Origin of the sequence: Empedobacter brevis NBRC 14943 = ATCC 43319, assembly GCF_000382425.1 — a bacterium.
GTDB classification, from domain to species: domain Bacteria; phylum Bacteroidota; class Bacteroidia; order Flavobacteriales; family Weeksellaceae; genus Empedobacter; species Empedobacter brevis.
Genome location: NZ_KB908300.1, coordinates 1 through 19,975, shown reverse-complemented (window position 1 = coordinate 19,975; position 19,975 = coordinate 1). Strand labels below are relative to the sequence as shown.

Sequence of the window (19,975 nt, the reverse complement as noted above, 5' to 3'; positions counted from 1 at the left end):
AATATAATAGTGGTTTATATAGGTGGTGGGGTGTGGTAAAATGAAAAAATCGTTCAGAATTAATAATTCCGAACGATTACATGAAAACATTTCATTTTAGATTCTTTTACAAAATATATTTTTCCTGTTTTGACATAAGTTTTTAAGATTTGTTCTAACTCTTTTTCTAATTTAGAATCCGGTCTTATTTTGTGATTAAACCGTACATAGGAAATGTCAAATGCAGCACCGAAATTATGCGAACTGTCATTAGAAGAAGCATTTTTATTAACTCCTCTTAATCTGTTTTGATCATGAAGCGTTCGTGTCATTGAGGTAACAACAAAAAAATTCTGTCCTGTAGTTTTTACAAAATCACGCGCAATACTACTTAAAACATCACGTCCTTTTGGTATAAGATAAGAGTGACTGTGTGTTAAATCACCAACTCGCCAACCATAACCACGTTGCTTTATTTTGACTAATTTTCCCTGATTGATGTATTTATTCAATTTTTTATCACCATCAATCAATTCTAGTTTATGAGATTTTGCGGCGTTCAAATGCTGAATATATTCCTCGGAAGGTTCAATTATTACTCGTTTCTGAGCATAACCAACAAAAGAACAGCAAATAAAAAACGTAACTAAAAATTGTTTCATGACCCAACCCTTTCCTGCAAAAATAGAAAAGAACTTTAATAAATTACAGCGTTGTTGATTTAAATTGATCAGGGTTTCTCACTGTTACATGAAAACAACGCTGTCTGTATTCTTTTATATAATAGATTTTTCCATCTTCCTGTAATTGTTTCAGAATTGCTTCTAAATTATCACGATGTTTTTTATTGTACGTGTATTTGTTATTAAACTTGGTATACGATAAATCGAAAGATGCACCATAGTTATGAGAACTGTCTCCTTTCGCTGCATTACTGTTTACTCGTCTCAAACTAGCTTGACTTTCTTCTGATCTGGTTAAAGAAGTAACTGTAATCGTTGCGTTGTTTTCGTCCAAAAACTTAGAAGCTATTTTTTCTAAGACACTTTTAGCTCTGTTGTTTAAAAAAGCTTTACTATGAGTTAGTTTTTCAATTGTGTAACCATTTCCTTCTTCAGGAACAGCGACCAATTTTTTCGTTACAACTAAACCTTCAATATCATCAAAGCTTTTAATGATTGGAATGCTGAACGATTCAGCAGCCATTAAATGGTCATCATACGTAATTTTTTTTGTTGTGATAGAAGTGGATGAAGAAGCAGTGTTTTCTGCTAAAATGTAACTTTCTTGACTTTGAGCTGAAGCAAAAATTCCGCTAAAAAGACAAGAAAGAGCAATTAATTTTTTCATGTTATAAATTATTACCTGGCAAAAATAAAAGGTACAGTTTAATAAAGACTTGTTAAAAATTATAATATTTAGGTAAATTTTATTTAAAATTTTCTTAATTTTTTTCGCTATTTAGCATTATCAGATGAATTGAAGTAATTCTTTAAAAGAGAATATTGATGTATAAATTATTCTTAAAAATTGTCTCTAATTAATTATATCATACTAAATTCCCTATTTTTGTCATTATTATTCATTTTTATTTTTAGACCTATTTATAAAATGGCAAAAGTTAAAGTTGGAATGGTACAAATGACTTGTACTAATAACAAACAAGAAAATTTAGACAAAGCAATAGAACAGGTAAAAGTAGCTGCTGAGAAAGGAGCTCAGATTGTATGTTTGCAAGAATTGTTTACTTCATTATATTTCTGTGATGTAGAAGACTATGATAATTTCGATTTAGCAGAATCGATTCCTGGTCCATCAACAGATGCATTATCAGTCGTAGCAAAAGAATTGGGAGTAGTTATTATTGCTTCTTTATTCGAAAAACGAGCGCAAGGCTTATACCATAATACAACCGCTATTCTAGATGCTGACGGACAATATTTAGGAAAATACCGTAAAATGCACATTCCTGATGACCCTGCTTTCTATGAAAAATTCTACTTTACTCCTGGAGATTTAGGATACAAAGTATTTGATACTAAATTTGGAAAAATTGGTGTTTTAATTTGTTGGGATCAATGGTACCCGGAAGCAGCTCGTATTACTGCCTTAATGGGGGCTGATATTTTATTTTATCCAACAGCTATTGGTTGGGCAACCGATCAAGATGAGGAAACAAATACAGATCAATACAATGCTTGGCAAACAATTCAACGTTCGCATGCCGTAGCAAATGGTGTACCTGTTGTTTCTGTAAATCGGGTAGGGTTTGAACAGGATGGAGCGATGAAGTTCTGGGGTGGATCTTTTGCTACAAATGCACAAGGGAAGTTGTTGTATTTGGCTTCGCACGACAGAGAAGAAACTGAAGTTGTCGAGTTAGATCTTAACGAATCTGATTTCTTCCGTAAACACTGGCCTTTCTTAAGAGACCGTCGTATCGATTCTTATCAATCCATCACGAAACGTTTCATAGACGAAGATTAATGATTTTGTAGATGAAGAAAATAGTTTCTCTTTTAACCTTAATCAGTGTTTTTGCATTTGGTCAAATCAAGCCGATACAAATAGACTCTATTCGTAATAATCTTTTTGTTTATCAAACGTTCAATACATTTCAAGGAGTTGAATATAATGTAAATGCAATGTATTTGGTAACGAAAAAAGGTATTGTTTTGTTTGATGTACCTTGGCAAAAATCACAGTACCAAACATTGAATGATCTTTTAGAAAAAAAATATAATTTACCAGTTATTGCAGTTTTTGTGACACATTCTCATGAAGATAGAGCAGGCGATTTAAGTTTTTATAATGATTTGAATATCCCGACTTATGCTTCTGCTTTAACGAATACTATATTGAGAAAAGAAGGAAAAGCGACTTCAAAATTCGAAATTGAACTGGGAAAAACGTACACATTCGGAAAAGAAAAATTTGTGGTCGAATACTTTGGTCAAGGGCATACGGAAGATAATGTTGTAGTTTGGTTTCCAAAGTATAAAGTTTTGAATGGAGGTTGTTTAATCAAAGGTGCGGATGCTATAAATTTAGGGTATACCGGAGAAGCAAATATAACTGAATGGCCAGAAACCATGAAGAAGTTGGTTTCAAAATACCCTACTATAAAACAAGTTATTCCGGGACATGATAACTGGAAAGCGTCCGGGCATATTGAAAATACGTTTAAACTTTTAGAAAATAATAAGAATTGAACACGATAGATACATCCAAATTTCCAAAAGAGTTAGGATATAGATTTCCTGCTGAATGGGAAGAGCATGAGGCAACTTGGTTGTCTTGGCCACATAAAGAAGAATCTTGGCCAGATCGTATTCAGTTGATTTATCCGGCTTATGCTGAATTTATTGCTGAATTAACGAAAGGTGAAAAAGTTCGTATTAATGTAAAAGATGAAGAAATGAAAGCGTTTGCTTTGTCTTTTATTGAAAAAACGGATGCAGATTTGACAAAAGTTGAATTTTATTTTCATGAAACAAACGATGCATGGTGCCGCGACCATGGCCCTGCTTTTTTATTAAATTCAGAAAATAAAGAAAATCCTAAAGTAATTGTAGATTGGGGATTTAATGCTTGGGGAGGAAAATATCCTCCTTTTGAAAAAGATGACATTATTCCTACAAAAATTGGAAAAGAATTCAATCTTCCGGTTTTTTATCCGGGAATTATAATGGAAGGAGGTTCGGTAGAATTTAACGGGAAAAATACATTATTGACGTCCAAATCTTGTTTGTTGAATGAAAACCGTAATCCGGAATATTCTCAACAACAAATCGAAGAATTTTTAAGAAATTACTATGGTGTTTCTCAAATTCTTTGGGTTGAGGATGGAATAGTCGGTGATGATACAGACGGACACATTGATGATACCATTCGTTTTGTAAATGAAGATACGGTTTTAACAGTTGTTGAAACTGATGAAACTGATGATAACTACGAGTTGTTACAAGTAAACCTTCGACAATTACAAGAAATGTATTTAGAAGACGGACGTCGACTAAATATCATCGAATTACCTATGCCGGATGCTGTTTATTGTGAAGGAGAACGCTTACCAGCTTCTTATGCAAATTTCTACATAGCGAATAAATCAGTTATTGTGCCAACATACCGCTGTGCGAAAGATGCGATTGCATTAGATATTATTCAAAAATGTTTTTCGGATCGTAAAGTTGTAGGAATTGATTCTACAGATATTATTTGGGGACTGGGGTCTTTTCATTGTTTGAGTCAGCAAGAACCCAAAGTATAAAATAAAAATACAAGTAAAAAGCTGAGTAGGTTAACTCAGCTTTTTTAATTAGGTTGTGTCAACTATTGAGAATTCAAATAGCTTTCATTTGGTTGTTGGTTAGTAATGTAAATAAACATTGCTTTTTTGTCCATACAAATGTCAGGATTAATTTTTTTTAACAAAAGCTTCATGCATTAACGAAGTGTCTACAAATAGAGAAAAAAATAATACAAACTATCTACATTATCTCTTTATTTATAAAGAGTATTTTAAGCGTATAGATCTATGATAATGTATTTTTTATATTTTGTTATTTCGGAAAAATATAAAATCTGTTTAAAAAATTAAAGCATTTCTTTGAAAGGAATTTCCAATTGCGTTCCAATTCTTTTTTGGTTATTTTCAAGATTAGATATTGAAACTCCCAACAGTCTGACGGGTTTCTGAGAAGAGTAACCTTCTGCCAATAAATCGTTACAAATTTGATCAAATAGAACTCTGTTTTTGATTGGAAATGAAGCAGATTTACTTTTGGTAGAAACTGTAAAATCATTGTACTTTATTTTTACAGTTAATGTTCTCCCATAAATGGTTGTTTTTAAAGACCAATTCCAAACATCTTCCATTAAAGGAAATAATGCAATTTGCATTTCTTCTAAAGTTTCCAGATCGTGACTGAAAGTAGTTTCTGAACCTGATGATTTTCGCAACCGTGCAGGATTTACTTCTCTGAAATCTATACCTCGTACAATGTTATAATAATATTGCCCGGATTTTCCGAATTCACGTAAAAGCTTTTCCAATGTTAGATTTTTTAAGTCTAAACCTGTATGTATCCCCATCATTTGCATCCGTTCTGCTGTGACTTTTCCAATTCCATGAAATTTTTTGATGGGAAGAGTGTGAATAAAAGATTCAGCCATTTTTGGAGTAATGACATAAAGCCCATCCGGCTTGTTATAATCTGACGCGATTTTAGCCAAAAATTTATTAAAAGAAATTCCGGCAGAAGCCGTTAAATTCGTTCGATCTTTTATTTTTTGTTTGATTTCTTTTGCAATGTCAGTTGCTATTTCAATGTTTTTATGATTTTGTGTAACATCTAAAAAAGCTTCATCCAAAGATAATGGCTCCACCAAATTCGTATATTCAAGAAATATAGCGCGAATTTGATCCGATACTTCTTTGTAGACATGGAAACGAGGTTTGACAAAAATTAATTGGGGGCATTTACGTTTTGCAACAACAGAAGACATAGCAGAACCAACACCATATTTTCTTGCTTCATAACTTGCTGTCGCGATTACACCACGTTCTTCATTTCCGCCAACAGCAATACATTTTCCTCTCAGTTCAGGGAAATCTCGCTGTTCTACAGAAGCAAAAAAAGCATCCATATCGATGTGAATAATCTTACGCTGCATACTGCAAAATTACTCGCTTTATTTTAAATTATAATCTTGAATAAAAGTTTTTAAATTTTTCTTATCTGCAACAATTGTCAAGTAATCACCTAATTCTATTGGGACATTTCGATCGGGGTTATGAATCATTTTTCCATCACGTTCAATGGAAACAACAATCCCTTTTGCTGTATCTTTCACCCATCCAATTGATTTATGTTCTAAGACGCAGAAATCGTGTGGAATCACAACTTTATCCAATGTGAAATTATCTGTATTTTTCAAATCATTATTTTCAGGTGGAGTTTCCCCTATAATTTGTAGGTATTTTTCAAAACGTTGAATATGTTCATCTGTTCCAATGATTCCAATTTTATCAAAAGGATACAAAATAGATTCCGAATTAGGGGTCTGAATAATTCGATCTCCACGTTTGATGTAGGCAATATTAATTTGAAATTTAGTTCGCCAATCTAAGTCGCCTAAAGGAACGCCGATAAAATTTGCATTCTGAGGTACAATCATATCAGAAATATGGGTGTTATCCCATGTGTATTGAAACTTTACTTTCTTTTGACGTTCTTCAATTTTTTTGTTCAAAATTTCGCGTTCATTCAAATTATAAATAAATTTTGTCTGAATATAATTGTAAAACTTATTGAAATATTTGGATAAAAAATACATCATAATCAAAAGTCCAATTGTTAAAACAATAGAAGCAATTGTACTTGAGAAAAATTGATTGTAAATGAAAATAACCGCAACAACAACTAGTGTCAGGCGAATTGAAATGATTGTAATAATAGGAGCGCGGTTGTAATTCGATTCGTCCCAGAATTCTCTGATGATTTCTCTTTTCGGACGATTACCAATAATTGCCCAAATGAAAGGAATACAAAGCACAAAAGTTAAAACAAGACTTACTAAACTTGCACCAAAATAGGTAAACCAATCTGTAAGTAGGAACAACAAATAACTTTTTACGATAAGTGTAATTGCGATAATAATAATTCCGTTAATAAAAATAGTAGAAATTGTTTGCTTGATAATTTCTTTCCATTTGTTCTCATTCTGAATGTGCTGTGTATCAGATGAGTATTTTTCGATACCCTGAATAAATTTTTGAGGTAATATTTTTTCCAAAAAAGAATATACCTTATCCGATGACTTAATCAAATACGGAGTTGTAAAAGTTGTAATGGCAGAGACTCCTACTGCAACAGGAAATAGGAACTCACTGGTTACACCAAGTGAAAGTCCTAAACCTGCAACAATAAATGCAAATTCACCTATTTGTGCCATGCTCATACCGACTTGAACAGACTGTTTTAGAGGTTGACCGGAGATAATAGCACCTAAAGCTGTAAAAACTAATTTTCCAATAATGGTCAACAATGTGACAATGAAAATGGCCCATTTGTGCTCATACATCGAGACGGGATCAATCATCATTCCAATTGAAATAAAAAAGATGGTTGCAAATAGGTTTTTTACAGATTGAAAATTATGTTCAATTTTTTCAGCATAGACAGTTTCAGCAAGGATAGATCCCATAACAAAAGCACCCAATTCAATTGAGAAACCTGCACTGTCTGCAATGTAAACCATTCCGAGACAAAGTCCTATCGAAATAATTAACAAGGTTTCGTCATCTAAATATTTTTTAATTGAACGTAAAAAAGTTGGAATAATAAAAATACCTCCAATAAACCAGACAGCTAAAAAGAAACCCAATTTTACAAAGGAATTGATCATTTCGGTTCCGTCAAAATGCTGACTGACTGCCATTGTAGAAAGCATTACCATTAATAAAATGACAACGATATCCTCAACAATTAAAATTCCGAAAACGACGTTCGCAAATTTTTTTCGCTTTAAGCCTAATTCATCAAAAGCTCTGATAATAATGGTTGTGGAAGAACTCGCCAATAAACCGCCGAGGAAAATACTGTCCATCGTCGACCAATTCATGAATCGGCCAACAAAATAACCAACGGTGACAATACATATAATTTCAACAATCGCTGTAATAGACGCTGAACCTCCGACATTGAGCAGTTTTTTGAAACTAAATTCAAGACCAAGACTAAAAAGTAAAAATATTACACCGATTTTTGCCCATATTTCAACATTATGCTCTTCTGCAACAGTAGGGATATATTCAAAATGAGGACCAACCAAAAATCCGGCAATAATATAGCCTAAAACTAAAGGTTGGTTGATGCGTTTAAAAATAAGCGTTGTAACAGCGCCTACACAAAGAATTAATCCTAAATCGATAATGAGTTTTGGCAAGTGACCTTCCATAAATTGCGTTTAATTCCCACTAATTTAAAGATTTTTCATGGATAATGATTTGTTTAATCATTGATTAAGTTTATGTCATGATTAATTTTTTGTAAAAATAAAAAGTATGAATTAAGATTGATGGCTTTTTATTGATATCCTGGCTAGATCTGTTAAAAACGAGCGAAGTGTACTGATTCATATCTTTTGGCAATCGGATCCAATACACGAACAAGAAAATCGTCTTGTGCTCGGTTGTCTTTTGTTTTTAGCGCAACGTCTCCGATTTTTTTATGTAGGTAAACTTATTGATGTAATCGTTTCTTTTTTCATCAGAAATATTCAAAACGGTTTTAATATATAAGTCAAACGAACCATATTTCGCATCAATTTCGTCAAAAGCAGCTTTTAAATAATCATATTCTATCCAGCTTAATTTTTCCAAAACTTTTAAATCTGCCTTTGGAAATAAAAAATGTAAATGCTTAGCTTTATTTAACCGTTTCTGGATAATATGTTTTCTTAGATTATTGGACAAAAGGTAGTCCTGATAAATGGTTTCATCATCAAAATTTAAGATTTTTAGGATGAATGCACTTATCATTCCTGTTCTGTCTTTTCCTGCTGTACAATGATATAAAATAGGATTATCAGCATCGAGAATTTTAGTGATAATTGTTTTGATCATCTCCGGATTCTCAATTGGATATTCCTGGTAAAATTTGATCATCCGGTTGTACGCGTCAGTTGCATTTACTTTACCTTTTAAAACTAATTTCCTGGCTTGATTTAATTGATCTTCTTTGTCTGTAAAAGCAGGATAATGATTATAATTGACATGAGGAATTACAACATCCGGCTTTTTAGAAATTTCATCATCAGTCCTGAGATCTATAATATTTTGAATATCGAACTGTTTTATTTTGTCTGTATCTTTTAATTTGTGAAGATCTGCACTGCGATAAAGTAAACTATCTTTCAGAAACCTCCCGTCGCGATTTGTTAGTTTTCCCAATGCTCTTAGATTATTTACTTTCTTTATATGAGTTTCTCTACTGGTTGAAAATTCTGAAAATTCAACATTCTCAATTTTGTAACTGCTACAAGAAAATAAGAAGCTATTTAGAAAAACTAAAAAAAGAGCTGTGATACATTTTATTTTCATCGTTTTTATTTTTTATTACACTAAAGTAATTTTTGCGAGATAAGAATCTTCTTCAGTTTTCACTTTTACGCATTTTAGCTGATGATAGTTGCAGGCGTTTTTTAATGTATTAAAATCTAAGTATAACCACTGAATTGTTTCTTCTTGTTCTCCTTTGTAATGAACGGTGAAATCTAATTCGCCATAATAATTTCCATTGCTCGGAATCCATTTTCCACCGTCTTCATCCTCATCAAACATATAAATAATGTCTGTTCCGTCAATTAATACTTGGCCGTTTTCAGTTAAAAGTTGTTTGATTTTATCTAAGAAAACATTGATTAAAACTAAATTTTGGAAAATTCCGGTTCCATTCATTAAAAATAGAATAGTGTCAAATTTTTCAGTTTCGTCTAATTCGAGAAAATTTTGAACCTTTACATTTTTTAAACCACGTAAACGACAGGTTTCAATGGCCTTAGGGGAGATATCAATAGCAGAAACCTCTACCTCTTTTTCCTGTAAATAAAGCGAATGAGATCCGGCACCACATCCTACATCTAATGTTTTACCTTTGGTTAAGTCCAATGCTTTTTGTTCCAAAAGCGGCATTTCATCATAATCTCGAAAAAGATAATTGATAGGCATTACATCCAATTCAGAGATAGATGTCTCTGTATACAAATCTTCAGGAGAATTATTGGTTTGATAATCTAATATAGCTTGTCCGAAAAGGTCTTTCATTTGTTATTTTTTTATTGTTCTGAATTTGTTTTCAGAATCTCATGTTATGTTTATTTTGCTAAAATATCTTCAATAATTTGTTGAGCGTGTATACGCGAATTTTCAATAAACCAAATATTCGTTAACATTCCTCCGCAAACAACCCCTGCTAAATACAATCCTTCTATGTTTGTTTCCATTGTTTCAGGATTATAGCTAGGTGTTTTTAATTCATCATTACTTAGCGTAATCCCACAATTTTCTAAAAAATTAAAGTTAGGGTGATAACCTGTCAAAGCCAAAACGGTATCATTTTCTATTGAAAGGTGACCTTCAGGAGTTTTGATGTTTACATTGTTTTCTTCAATTGAGGTAACAGTGGAGTTAAAATATGCGTTGATACTTCCTTCAGCGATACGATTTTCAATGTCAGGACGAACCCAATATTTTAATCGATGCGTAAAACCTTCTCCACGAATTACCATGGTCACATTTGCACCTTTTCGGTAACATTCTAATGCTGCATCTACCGAAGAATTATTTGCTCCGACAACAATAACATTCTGAAATGAATAAGGATGCGCTTCTTTGTAATAATGATGAACTTTTGGCAAATTTTCACCTTCAATATTCAACAGATTAGGAAAGTCATAAAAACCGGTAGCCAGGACTACATTTTTTGATGAATAGTTATTTTTTGATGTTGTTACTTCAAAGTCAGCAACCCCAATTTTATTGATTTCTAAAACTTTTTCGTAAAGATTTAAATTGAAATTAAAGTATTTATGAATATTTCGATAATATTCCAAAGCTTCTTGTCGACCAGGTTTTGGTGCAATACAATTAAAAGGAATATCACCGATTTCTAAGCGTTCGGCAGTTGAAAAAAATGTCATATACAAAGGATAGTTGTATAAACTATTTGTTAAGGCACCTTTTTCAAGAATTAAGTAAGAAAGATTGTTTCTTTTGGCCTCTATTGCACAAGCTAAACCAATTGGTCCGGCACCTACAATAATCAAATCATATTGTTCTTTCATCGGGCAAATTTACGGATAATCAAGCCGGTATATTGTATTATTTTCTTCAAAAATTATAAAAAAAATATTTAACCGTTTGGATTAACAAAAAATATTAATAATTTTGTTTGACAAATTTGTTAAAAGTAAAATGATCATATAACGATGAAAGATGATACAGAAGAATTAATCAAAGAAACAGCGAAGAGAATGTTTTTTGCCGAAGGTAAATTCAATGCGACAACACAAGAAATAGCAGATGAGGCAAAAGTAAACAGGACGTTGATTAATTATTATTTCAGATCGCGAAACAATTTGATTAGTATTATTTATGAAGAAGCCACGCGTGTAAGTAATGAAAAGTCTCGTTCTATTCTGGATAGAAATCGCGATATAAAAGAAATGATAGGTGAGTTTATAGAAGATTCTATTGCAACTTCAATAAAATATCCATATCTGGAAACATATATTGTAACGGAGATGAATAAAAATAACACAATGTGTTCTAAACTGATGAAAGACGATTTGGACGAGGTTGTGATTGTTTTTTATGAACGTTTGGAAGAAGAAATGGTAAAAGGAACGATTGAAAAAATGGAACCGATCCAGTTTTTGTTAAATATGATTTCTTTGATTAATTACCCTTTTACAATTCGCCCGCTTTTACAATTAGATTTAAAACTTAGCGATGCCGAATTTAAACGAATTCTTTCCGAGAGAAAAGAAATTATCCTTAATACACTTTTTAAATAAGACATAAATCGATGAAGAGATTTAAATTATTCCTTTCTATAACGATTGTAGCATTAATGAATGTGACAAACGCTCAAGAAATTATAGCACTCAAAGATGCGGTAAATTTTGCATTACAGCATAAAGCAGATGCAAAACGAGCTGATTTAGCAATCAAAAAAGCGGAATATAAAATTGATGAAGCAAGAGCTGGAGCTTTACCTCAGGTTAGTGCAAATACGGGATTGCAGTATAATCCTATTATACAAGAAATGGCCTTGACAATGGGAGGAGAAACAACTGTAATTAAAATGGGGCAACCTTGGAATTCAAGCTTAGGTATTACAGTTAATCAAAATATTTTTGACCAACGCGTTTTTACAGGTCTTAAAGCGGCAAAATCGACACGAGAGTTCTATCAGATTAATGCAGATTTAACAGACGAACAAATCATAGAACGTGTTGCAAATGCTTATTACCAGGTTTTTATCCAGGAAGAAAAATTAAAAACGATAGAGAAAAGTTACGAAAACACGAATAAAGTACGAAATGTTATCAAAAGCCTGGTTGATAACGGATTGGCAAAACCAATTGATTTGGATCGGATTATTGTGCAATTAAATAACATTTCTTCTTCTCGCCAGCAATTGATAAATGCCGTTGACATTAATAAAAATGCCTTGAAATTTTATATGGGGTACCCAATAGAGCAACCCATTCTTTTAACAGAAGAAACAATTACGCCTAATTTAGTTTTATTAGAAGATCAGATTGATGTAGAAAACAGAACAGAATTTAAAGTTTTATCCAAACAAAAGGAGTTGCTAGGTTTTGCAAAAGAAGCAGAACGCGCAAATCTTTATCCGACAGTTGGTTTGGCTGGGAATTACGGCGTACAAGGTTTTGGTGAGAAATTTATTACCTCAAAAAATTATACGTGGTCAGATTTAGCTTCAATTGGTTTGAGTGTAAAAGTTCCGATTTTTTCAGGAGGAGCTACAAAAGCAAAAATCAATCAGGCAGAAATTGATTTGTTAGATATCGAAGAGCAAATGAATGATACAAAACTTGGTTTGAATCTGGAATATCAAAATGCAAAAGCACAAATAGAAAATACATTGAAAAGTGTAGATATTCAGGAAGAAAATGTCATGTTAGCTGAAAAAGTTTTGGACAATACACAAAATAATTATCAACAAGGTTTAGCAAATCTAACAGAGATTTTAGATGCTGAGAATGCGTTGACAGATGCTCGAAATAATTACTCGAATGCTTTATTGGAATATAAAATTGCTGAAATAGCATTGATCAAAGCAAAAGGAGATTTAAAAACATTAATTCAATAATAGACCGATTTTATGAAATCAGTAAAAACTTTACTTTATATATTAATTGCAGCCGGTTTAATTGGTGGCGCGATTTACATTATCAAAAATAATAAAGCAAAACAAGAAGAGGAAGTTGCGATTGTAAACGCAAATAATGATGAGGTTGTTGTAAAAACGATCAAAGCAAAATATGAAAGTCTAAATACAGAGTATACTTCTAACGGAACATTTGCACCATTTCAAGAAATGAGTTTTCCTTCAGAAATATCCGGACGAATAGTTCGTGTATTGGTTGATGAGGGAAGTTATGTTTTTGTTGGACAGACATTAGCTACCATTAAAAAAGATGCGATTGAGGTTGATGTAACTCAGGCACAAAATAATTTACAAAATGCAATTATTGATAATCAACGTTATGAAAATGCTTATAAAACAGGAGGTGTTACGAAACAGCAGTTGGATAATTCGCGTTTGCAATTAAAAAATGCGAGAGCAGCAGTCTCTGCTCAAAACTTGCGTGTACGTGATACGAATGTAAAAGCAACAATTTCCGGGGTGATTAATAAACGTTATATTGAACCGGGATCTGTTGTAGCTCCGGGCTCACAAATGTTTGATATTGTAAATGTATCGAAGTTGAAACTACAAGTTACAGTGACCGAAGCCGAAGTTGTAAATCTGAAAGTTGGACAAACAATCAAAGTATTAGCAAGTGTTTTTCCTGACCAAGAATTTGCAGGAAAAATATCTTTTATTGCGCCAAAAGCAGATGCTTCATTAAATTTCCCTGTGGAAATTCAAGTTTCGAATAATTCTGGTTTAAAAGCTGGTATGTATGGAACGGCAGTTTTCTCGACAAAAGATGATGTAAATGCAGGGAAAAATGTATTAGTTGTTCCTGCAAATGCTTTTGTGAACGGAATTAGTTCTGGACAAGTTTTCGTGGTTGAAAATAATACAGCAAAATTAACGAAAGTTGTGATTGGAAAAACGGTTGGAACTGAAGTTGAAATTATCAGCGGATTAAAAGATGGGGCTGAAATCGTGACAAGTGGTCAGATTAATCTGAAAGACGGAACGAAAGTGAAAGTTGTAAAATAAGAGTAGTTTTTCCATGAAAATAGCAGAAATATCAATTAAACGTCCTACGATGATTATCGTGTTATTCACGATTTTGACTTTGGGAGGATTGTTTAGTTATACGCAAATGGGATACGAATTAATCCCAAAATTTGAAACGAATGTTGTTACGATTTCAACGGTTTATCCTGGAGCTTCTCCAAATGAAGTTGAAAATTCTGTAACAAAAAAGATAGAAGATGCGGTTGCAGCCTTAGAAAATGTAAAGAAAGTAGAATCTAAATCATACGAAAGTTTATCGGTTGTGATGGTGACGTTGAATTCGGATGCCAATGCTGATTTAGCACTGAATGATGCACAACGTAAGATTAACGCAATCGAAAAAGATTTACCGGATGATGTTGATCCGCCTTCGTTAACAAAGTTTTCTTTAAGTGATTTACCCATTATAACAGCTGGTGTGACATCGAGTAAACTGACAGAGAAAGATTTGTATGATTTATTGGATAAAAAAATTGAACCGGTTTTATCTCGTGTAACAGGAGTAGCGCAGGTCAATTTGATTGGTGGACAAGAACGCGAGATCCAGGTAAGTTTGGATCCTGTAAAACTAAAAGGATATGGTTTGTCTGTTCCTCAGGTACAGCAAGCGATTTTGACCTCGAATTTAGATTTTCCGACGGGAAGTGTAAAAACGCGTGAAAATTCAACAATTATTCGTCTTTCGGGTAAATATAAATCGGTAGATGAGTTGAATAGTTTAGTTATTTCATCAATGAATGGTATTCAGGTTCGTTTGTCAGAAGTCGCTTTTGTTCAGGACTCTCAAAAAGAAGTAGAAAAAATAGCCCGTGTTAATCAAAGTTCTGCAATTATTGTTCAGGTTGTAAAGCAATCAGATGCAAATGCAGTGGCTGTTTCTGAGTTGATGAAAGAAACAATTCAGAAAGTTGAAGCAGATTATAAAAAAGAAGGGCTTAAAATTCAGATTGTTAATGATACATCAGATTTTACGTTGGCAGCTGCAGATCATGTTATTTTCGATTTAGTTTTAGCGGTAGTTTTGGTGGCAATTGTGATGCTTTTATTTTTGCATAGTATCCGTAATGCTTTTATTGTCATGGTTTCTATTCCGGCGTCGTTAATTGCAACATTTATCGGAATGTATTTAATGGGCTATACGTTAAACTTAATGTCGTTACTTGGATTATCGCTTGTCGTTGGTATTTTGGTGGATGATGCGATTGTGGTTTTAGAAAACATTTACCGTCACATGGAGATGGGAAAGTCGAAAATTAGAGCATCATATGACGGGGCAAAAGAAATTGGATTTACAGTAACTGCGATTACATTGGTAATTGTAGTTGTATTCTTGCCAATTGCAATGAGTTCTGGTTTGGTATCAAATATTATTTCCCAGTTCTGTGTTACAGTTGTTATCGCAACCTTGTTGTCTTTATTGTCTTCCTTTACAATTGTGCCTTGGTTGTCATCTCGCTTTGGGAAATTGGAACATATTACGGGAAAAAATATTTTTGAAAAATTTATTCTTTGGTTTGAAAAACAATTGACGAAATTCACGCATTTTATTTCTGATATGTTAGAATGGTGTTTAAAATCTACATCGCGTCGAATTGGAGTATTCATTGGTGTTTTCATTGTTTTATTCGGAACGATTGGAATTCTGATGGGAGGAAAATATATCGGTGGAGAATTTTTTCCTAAGACAGATAAAGGAGAATTCTTGGTGCAGATGGAGTTACCAAAAGATGCAACAATTGAAGAATCTAACTTTGTAACACAAAAAGCGGAGAAGTTTTTACGAGGTAAAAAAGAAGTTGTTGATATGATTACCACTGTTGGTCAGAGTTCAGAAGGGTTCGGGGCTGCTCAAGCGACAGCTTATAAGTCTGAAATTGACGTTATCTTGAATGACAAGTCTGAACGTGAAGATAATTCGTTTATTTATGCAGCGAAAGTAAAACGCGAATTGCAAGAAGAACTGGTTGGTGTCAAAGTGAAAACTGTTCCGGTGGGACTTATTGGAGCTGAACAGGCGCCGATTGCGCTGGTTGTGACTGGTCCGAATTTGGAAAGTGCAATGAAATTTGCTGAATTAGCGAAACATGAATTAGAACAGATTAAAGGTTCTTCGGAAGTGAAGTTGACGACAGAAGCTGGTAATCCTGAAATTAATGTGCAGGTTGATCGTGATAAAATGTCAGCTTTAGGATTGAATCTTCAAACCGTAGGATTGACAATGCAGACTGCTTTTTCTGGAAATACAGATGGAAAATTTAGAGCAGGTGAATACGAATATGACATCAATATTCAGTACAATGATTTTAACCGATCGAATATCAATGATGTCAGAAGCCTGATTTTTGTAAATGATAAAGGACAGCAAATTCGATTAGATCAATTTGCGACTGTTACACAAAGTTCCGGTCCAAGTTTCTTAGAGCGTCGTGATAAAACGCCTTCTGTTACAGTAGAAGCTCAATCTGTTGGACGTACAACAGGAGATATTGTGACTGATTTTAAAGAAAGCCTGAAAAAAATAGATAATAAAAAACCAACAGGAGTTTCCTATGTTTGGGGTGGAGATGAGGAAAATCAATCAGAAGGTTTCGGGACGTTAGGCTATGCATTATTAGCAGCTGTTATTTTAGTTTATTTGGTAATGGTTGCTTTGTATGACTCGTTTATTTATCCTTTCGTGGTCTTGTTTTCTATTCCATTATCATTAATCGGAGTATTCGTAGTTTTAGCATTAACAAATAATTCATTGAATATTTTCACGATTCTCGGAATGATTATGTTGATTGGTTTGGTGTGTAAAAATGCCATTTTATTGGTTGACTTTACCAATCATAGAAAAGAAGCTGGGGAAACTACGCACAATGCTTTAGTGCAAGCCAATCATGCGCGTCTTCGTCCAATTTTGATGACAACAATTGCAATGGTTTTCGGGATGATTCCAATTGCATTAGCAAAAGGAGCAGGAGCGGAGATGAACAACGGTTTGGCGTGGGTAATTATTGGTGGTTTAGTGTCATCATTATTCCTAACCTTAATTATTGTTCCTGTGGTTTATTCATTATTCGATAGTGCAATTCGTCGTTTCTCAAAAGGAGAAAAAGTAGATTATGAAGCAGAAATGGTTGCTGATTATGAAGCAAGACAAATAAAAGAAGAGTGGGAAGAGTAATCTTTCGCTTTTAGATATTTAATCAAAGTCGTTCAGAAAACTGAACGACTTTTTTATTTTTTAACTATAATTAGTGAGTTTTCTAAATTTTAAAAACTTTACTTTTGAACTCAATATTAAATGAGACTTTCTAAAAGATGAAAAAACTATTTTTATTGGCAACATTATTTATGGTGTCAACACTTTTTGCCCAACAAGCGACCAATACGTTAGAAGGCGTTTTTACAACCAAAGCAAAAGACGAATTATACAATCCATTCAAATTTGACGGAAAAGGAAAAGTAACCATCAACGAGTTTGGCGAAGATGGATACGAGTTTTTCGAACGCAATGATTCGGTTGTAATTTTTGTTGAAAAAACAGTTTTTATCTTCAAAAAAGAAAAAAATCAATTGAAAGGAATTTCAGATTGGGTGGATAAAAAAGTTTATAAATCTAATTTGAAATCTTTAGAAAATAAACCACAAACGGATTCCAAGTTAGCACAACGCGCAAATTGGATGGCTCAAAATTATGATATCAATTTTAAGAATAATGCTACATTTCTTTTCGACTTAGATGAAAATAGTTTGATTCAAAAATTGAAAGAAAACGAAGCTGCAAATGCTAAACTTTGTAAAGAAGGTTTTGATGAAAGTTGTAAAGTTGTATTTGCCTATAAATTTGCAGAAGAATCTGGTGGTGTTTTCGAAACTTTAAATGCTGCGGACGAACTAAAATTAAAACCGAATAAAGAATTAGAACAATTAGCACAACGAGTAATTGATTTAGGTAATCCGGATGGATATGGACTATTTTATACGTATTACTATTTTACAGGAGAAAAAGAGAAAGCTGAACAATTTTTGCAAAAAGGGTTAGATTTAGGTTCTCCATATTGTAATGAGATTTCTATAAATTCTGCTATGAGCGAATTTGGAGAGAGTCTCCAATCTGAAATAGAAGATTCTGAAGATTAGAAGTATAAATAAAAGCTCAACAAATGTTGAGCTTTTATTGTTATTTATTTAATAAATATTTTGCTACAGCATGATAGGCAGGTAAAGAATAAGGATCATTCGCACTATTGGAGGCAACTGGGTTTGAAGCAAAACGAACAATAACCATTTCAGCTTTTGGGTCTATATAAATAGCTTGTCCATGTACGCCGCGGGCCATAAATGCTTGATGCTCGTTATGTGTTACCCACCACATATTTTTATAACTCCAATTTTTTAACAAGTTATAATTCGCTTTAGCAAAAACTTCCTGATTTCCTCCTTTCTTTATATCATCTACTAATTTTGACGGTAAAATTTGTGTATGATTAAAGTAACCATTGTTTCGAATCATTTCTCCAAACATTGCCAAATCTCTTAAATTAGCATTAAATCCTCCTCCGGCAAAAGCTATTCCCGCACCGTCTATTTGATAATATCCATCAAAATTGGTTCCCAGAGGTTTCCAAAATTTTTCAGCCAATACTTCTTGTAAAGGTTTATTCAGAACTTTTGTGATGATCCATCCCATAACATCTGTATTAACCGTTTTATATCCAAAAATTTCTCCATGAACTCCGTTTTTCTTCACAGTCTTTAAGTAGTCATAATAATTTGTAGGACCATGATAATTTGCAGGTTTAGGAAAAGGATTTCCTGCAGCAGAAAATGTCCATACTTCTGCATTAGGATCACTATAGTCTTCACTATATTGTAAAGCTGTTGTCATATTCAGAACTTGTCGTATAGTAGCATCACCAAAAGCAGAATTTTTAAGCTCAGGCACATAATAACTGCATGGTTTATTTTCATCAAGAATGCCTTCAGCAATTAACATTCCTCCTAAAGTTCCGACAAGTGTTTTACTAACAGACATTAATGCATGCGTTCCGTGCCGATTCAATTCTCCAAAATAATTTTCGTACACAATATTTCCTTTATGTAAAATAAGAACTCCATCGGTATAATTTTTTTGTAATGATTTTTTCCATGTCATCGTTTCTTTACTTCCTAATGGAGAGAAAGTGATAGTATCTATAGAAGTGTCTAATTTTGTAACCCATTTATACCTGTTCTCTTGAGCAGAAGGGACGTTTGCTGTTGGGAAAAATTCGCGCATATGGCAAACACTGTAACGCAGAGCAGGAAAATTAAAGAAACTGCCATCTACAGCAGATAAAATATTTTCTTTTGACGGAGGAAATCCTTTCATCCAATTAAAATTCTTCGGATCTGATTGCTCTGCTGTCAAAACTTTTTGTGCGTAATTCATTTGAGTCGTTACTAAAATTAAACACGTTATTATTTTTTTCATAGTTGTAAATAATTATTGGTTGATAGATGAAGAAGTAGAGGAGAGGGCTTTGTTTCAAAATTACAAAAAGCAATTCAATATTTTTTAATTTTAGTTTATACTTAAGTATTCTATAAAATTAATTCCCCCTCTTTTTCTCCTTTCTTTTTTTCGAATAAGAGCAAAGCACTAGTGATTTTCCGGGCCAACCTCTATAGATTTTGCCCTTGTTTAATCAGTAATCAGGTTGCATTATGGTTTTAATTTATGTTTTTTTAAAAAATATTTAGCGATATAACAATGAGTTAGGGTATTTGTGTAAAATAAATGTAAATTTCGTTTGGAGTTTCGGAAAAATGGGTTGTATATTTGCAATCCCAATACGAAAGACGAGTAGTATTGTAGTTGACATAGGAGCTTATAAATACCGGAAATTATTTAGTTAAAACTAAATTTTGAGAGTTATAAATAAGTATTTAGTTTTGCGATCCGATTCTTTTATGAATTGATGAGTAAAGTTAAAACGACTTGTTAAAATAAAAACTTT

General features: G+C 32.9%; 16 protein-coding genes. 8 read left to right on the top strand and 8 right to left on the bottom strand.

All coding sequences use genetic code 11. The annotated features are described in order from the left end of the window. Positions 1-59 precede the first annotated feature (59 nt). The gene (locus H277_RS0113975; protein ID WP_019976237.1) at positions 60-641 is read right to left on the bottom strand and encodes a DUF5715 family protein; all 582 of its coding nucleotides are present in this window, start codon (positions 639-641) and stop codon (positions 60-62) included. A 43-nt stretch (positions 642-684) separates the two neighbouring features. Beyond that, positions 685-1,329: a DUF5715 family protein gene (locus H277_RS0113970; protein WP_019976236.1), complete on the bottom strand. Its 645-nt coding sequence runs from the start codon at positions 1,327-1,329 to the stop codon at positions 685-687. A gap of 261 nt (positions 1,330-1,590) precedes the next feature. Between H277_RS0113970 and H277_RS0113965 the strand changes: the two genes are divergently transcribed. The 3 genes from H277_RS0113965 to H277_RS0113955 are packed head-to-tail and all read left to right on the top strand — an operon-like array spanning position 1,591 to position 4,249. After that, entirely contained in the window at positions 1,591-2,466 is an 876-nt protein-coding gene (locus H277_RS0113965) for a carbon-nitrogen hydrolase (RefSeq protein ID WP_019976235.1), read from the top strand. 11 nt (positions 2,467-2,477) lie between these two features. Beyond that, positions 2,478-3,191, top strand: coding sequence for a subclass B1 metallo-beta-lactamase EBR-6 (locus H277_RS0113960; RefSeq protein ID WP_019976234.1), 714 nt, complete (start codon positions 2,478-2,480; stop codon positions 3,189-3,191). Further along, positions 3,188-4,249: an agmatine deiminase family protein gene (locus tag H277_RS0113955; RefSeq protein WP_019976233.1), complete on the top strand. Its 1,062-nt coding sequence runs from the start codon at positions 3,188-3,190 to the stop codon at positions 4,247-4,249. Before H277_RS0113960 ends, H277_RS0113955 begins: the two co-directional genes overlap by 4 nt. A 326-nt stretch (positions 4,250-4,575) precedes the next feature. Here H277_RS0113955 and dinB read toward each other — a convergent pair whose 3' ends face one another. The 5 genes from dinB to H277_RS0113925 all read right to left on the bottom strand — a co-directional run bounded on the left by dinB (position 4,576) and on the right by H277_RS0113925 (position 10,827). Further along, the gene (gene dinB / locus H277_RS0113945) at positions 4,576-5,655 is read right to left on the bottom strand and encodes a DNA polymerase IV (RefSeq protein WP_019976231.1); all 1,080 of its coding nucleotides are present in this window, start codon (positions 5,653-5,655) and stop codon (positions 4,576-4,578) included. A gap of 18 nt (positions 5,656-5,673) precedes the next feature. Next, positions 5,674-7,941: a cation:proton antiporter gene (locus tag H277_RS0113940; protein WP_019976230.1), complete on the bottom strand. Its 2,268-nt coding sequence runs from the start codon at positions 7,939-7,941 to the stop codon at positions 5,674-5,676. Between the two features lie 247 nt (positions 7,942-8,188). Continuing rightward, positions 8,189-9,085 carry a tyrosine-protein phosphatase gene (locus tag H277_RS0113935; RefSeq protein ID WP_019976229.1) on the bottom strand — a complete coding sequence of 299 codons (897 nt, stop codon included), beginning with the start codon at positions 9,083-9,085 and terminating at the stop codon, positions 8,189-8,191. A gap of 15 nt (positions 9,086-9,100) precedes the next feature. Continuing rightward, on the bottom strand, positions 9,101-9,808 hold the full coding sequence (locus H277_RS0113930) for a class I SAM-dependent methyltransferase (RefSeq protein ID WP_019976228.1): 708 nt from the start codon (positions 9,806-9,808) through the stop codon (positions 9,101-9,103). A 50-nt stretch (positions 9,809-9,858) separates the two neighbouring features. Next, positions 9,859-10,827: a YpdA family putative bacillithiol disulfide reductase gene (locus tag H277_RS0113925; protein WP_019976227.1), complete on the bottom strand. Its 969-nt coding sequence runs from the start codon at positions 10,825-10,827 to the stop codon at positions 9,859-9,861. A gap of 144 nt (positions 10,828-10,971) precedes the next feature. On the opposite strand from H277_RS0113925, the gene H277_RS0113920 reads away from it, so the two are divergent. The 5 genes from H277_RS0113920 to H277_RS0113900 all read left to right on the top strand — a co-directional run bounded on the left by H277_RS0113920 (position 10,972) and on the right by H277_RS0113900 (position 18,116). Beyond that, a complete protein-coding gene (locus H277_RS0113920) occupies positions 10,972-11,559 on the top strand; it encodes a TetR/AcrR family transcriptional regulator (protein WP_019976226.1) in 588 nt (195 codons plus the stop codon). An 11-nt stretch (positions 11,560-11,570) separates the two neighbouring features. Then, positions 11,571-12,884 (top strand): TolC family protein, encoded by a 1,314-nt coding sequence (locus H277_RS0113915; protein WP_019976225.1) that lies wholly within the window; start codon positions 11,571-11,573, stop codon positions 12,882-12,884. Between the two features lie 12 nt (positions 12,885-12,896). Continuing rightward, positions 12,897-13,967, top strand: a complete 1,071-nt coding sequence (locus H277_RS0113910; RefSeq protein ID WP_019976224.1) for an efflux RND transporter periplasmic adaptor subunit — start codon at positions 12,897-12,899, stop codon at positions 13,965-13,967. A gap of 13 nt (positions 13,968-13,980) precedes the next feature. Continuing rightward, positions 13,981-17,157, top strand: coding sequence for an efflux RND transporter permease subunit (locus H277_RS0113905; protein ID WP_019976223.1), 3,177 nt, complete (start codon positions 13,981-13,983; stop codon positions 17,155-17,157). A gap of 137 nt (positions 17,158-17,294) precedes the next feature. Next, positions 17,295-18,116 carry a hypothetical protein gene (locus H277_RS0113900; RefSeq protein WP_019976222.1) on the top strand — a complete coding sequence of 274 codons (822 nt, stop codon included), beginning with the start codon at positions 17,295-17,297 and terminating at the stop codon, positions 18,114-18,116. Between the two features lie 40 nt (positions 18,117-18,156). Here the strand turns inward: H277_RS0113900 and H277_RS0113895 are convergent, their stop codons facing one another. Then, the gene (locus H277_RS0113895) at positions 18,157-19,449 is read right to left on the bottom strand and encodes a serine hydrolase domain-containing protein (protein WP_019976221.1); all 1,293 of its coding nucleotides are present in this window, start codon (positions 19,447-19,449) and stop codon (positions 18,157-18,159) included. Positions 19,450-19,975: the final 526 nt, after the last annotated feature.

Coding starts and splice junctions, on each gene's coding strand:
- H277_RS0113915 (WP_019976225.1), top strand. CDS start 11,571: ATGAAGAGATTTAAATTATTCCTTTCTATAACGATTGTAGCATTAATG.
- H277_RS0113935 (WP_019976229.1), bottom strand. CDS start 9,085: ATGAAAATAAAATGTATCACAGCTCTTTTTTTAGTTTTTCTAAATAGC.
- dinB (WP_019976231.1), bottom strand. CDS start 5,655: ATGCAGCGTAAGATTATTCACATCGATATGGATGCTTTTTTTGCTTCT.
- H277_RS0113975 (WP_019976237.1), bottom strand. CDS start 641: ATGAAACAATTTTTAGTTACGTTTTTTATTTGCTGTTCTTTTGTTGGT.
- H277_RS0113965 (WP_019976235.1), top strand. CDS start 1,591: ATGGCAAAAGTTAAAGTTGGAATGGTACAAATGACTTGTACTAATAAC.
- H277_RS0113940 (WP_019976230.1), bottom strand. CDS start 7,941: ATGGAAGGTCACTTGCCAAAACTCATTATCGATTTAGGATTAATTCTT.
- H277_RS0113925 (WP_019976227.1), bottom strand. CDS start 10,827: ATGAAAGAACAATATGATTTGATTATTGTAGGTGCCGGACCAATTGGT.
- H277_RS0113960 (WP_019976234.1), top strand. CDS start 2,478: ATGAAGAAAATAGTTTCTCTTTTAACCTTAATCAGTGTTTTTGCATTT.
- H277_RS0113930 (WP_019976228.1), bottom strand. CDS start 9,808: ATGAAAGACCTTTTCGGACAAGCTATATTAGATTATCAAACCAATAAT.
- H277_RS0113905 (WP_019976223.1), top strand. CDS start 13,981: ATGAAAATAGCAGAAATATCAATTAAACGTCCTACGATGATTATCGTG.
- H277_RS0113920 (WP_019976226.1), top strand. CDS start 10,972: ATGAAAGATGATACAGAAGAATTAATCAAAGAAACAGCGAAGAGAATG.
- H277_RS0113895 (WP_019976221.1), bottom strand. CDS start 19,449: ATGAAAAAAATAATAACGTGTTTAATTTTAGTAACGACTCAAATGAAT.
- H277_RS0113970 (WP_019976236.1), bottom strand. CDS start 1,329: ATGAAAAAATTAATTGCTCTTTCTTGTCTTTTTAGCGGAATTTTTGCT.
- H277_RS0113910 (WP_019976224.1), top strand. CDS start 12,897: ATGAAATCAGTAAAAACTTTACTTTATATATTAATTGCAGCCGGTTTA.
- H277_RS0113900 (WP_019976222.1), top strand. CDS start 17,295: ATGAAAAAACTATTTTTATTGGCAACATTATTTATGGTGTCAACACTT.